Source organism: Romboutsia sp. 13368, from assembly GCF_018336475.1.
In the GTDB taxonomy this organism is placed as follows: domain Bacteria; phylum Bacillota; class Clostridia; order Peptostreptococcales; family Peptostreptococcaceae; genus Romboutsia.
In genome coordinates, this window is sequence record NZ_CP048741.1 from 408,790 (window position 1) to 409,254 (window position 465).

General features: G+C 34.0%; 1 protein-coding gene. It reads left to right on the forward strand.

All coding sequences use genetic code 11. The annotated features are described in order from the left end of the window. A partial coding sequence (locus G3997_RS01645; protein WP_330616164.1) for a hypothetical protein occupies window positions 1-446 on the forward strand: 446 nt, incomplete at its 5' end. Window positions 447-465 lie beyond the last annotated feature (19 nt).

Below are 465 nucleotides of genomic sequence, written 5' to 3' on the forward strand. Positions count from 1 at the left end.
AAAAAAATGAAAATATTACTGAAAAGGTTGACAATTCAGATGAAATAATAGACTCTGCTTTAGAAGCAGAAGCAGAAGCAGAAGCAGAAGCAGAAGCAGAAGCAGAAGCAGAAGCTGATGCAGATGCAGAAGTAGAAGCATATGCAGACGCATGTATCCACACAGATGCAGAAGCAGATGCAGAAGCTGATGCAGATTTAGACGCAAATGCAGATGCAAATGCAGAAGCAAATACAACATCTAATTCAAGTGCTAATAATGATAACCAATCAAACGCAAATAACAATAATAATATAGGTCCAATTAATGTTACTACACCAATAAATATATACATTACTTGTGGTTGCTGCGGTAAAAAGCATAAATATACTGTAGATGGAACAAACGAATGTATTAATGATGATGAAGATAATGATGAATGTCATGATGAAGATAATGATGAATAATACTAAAAGAGATACTGAT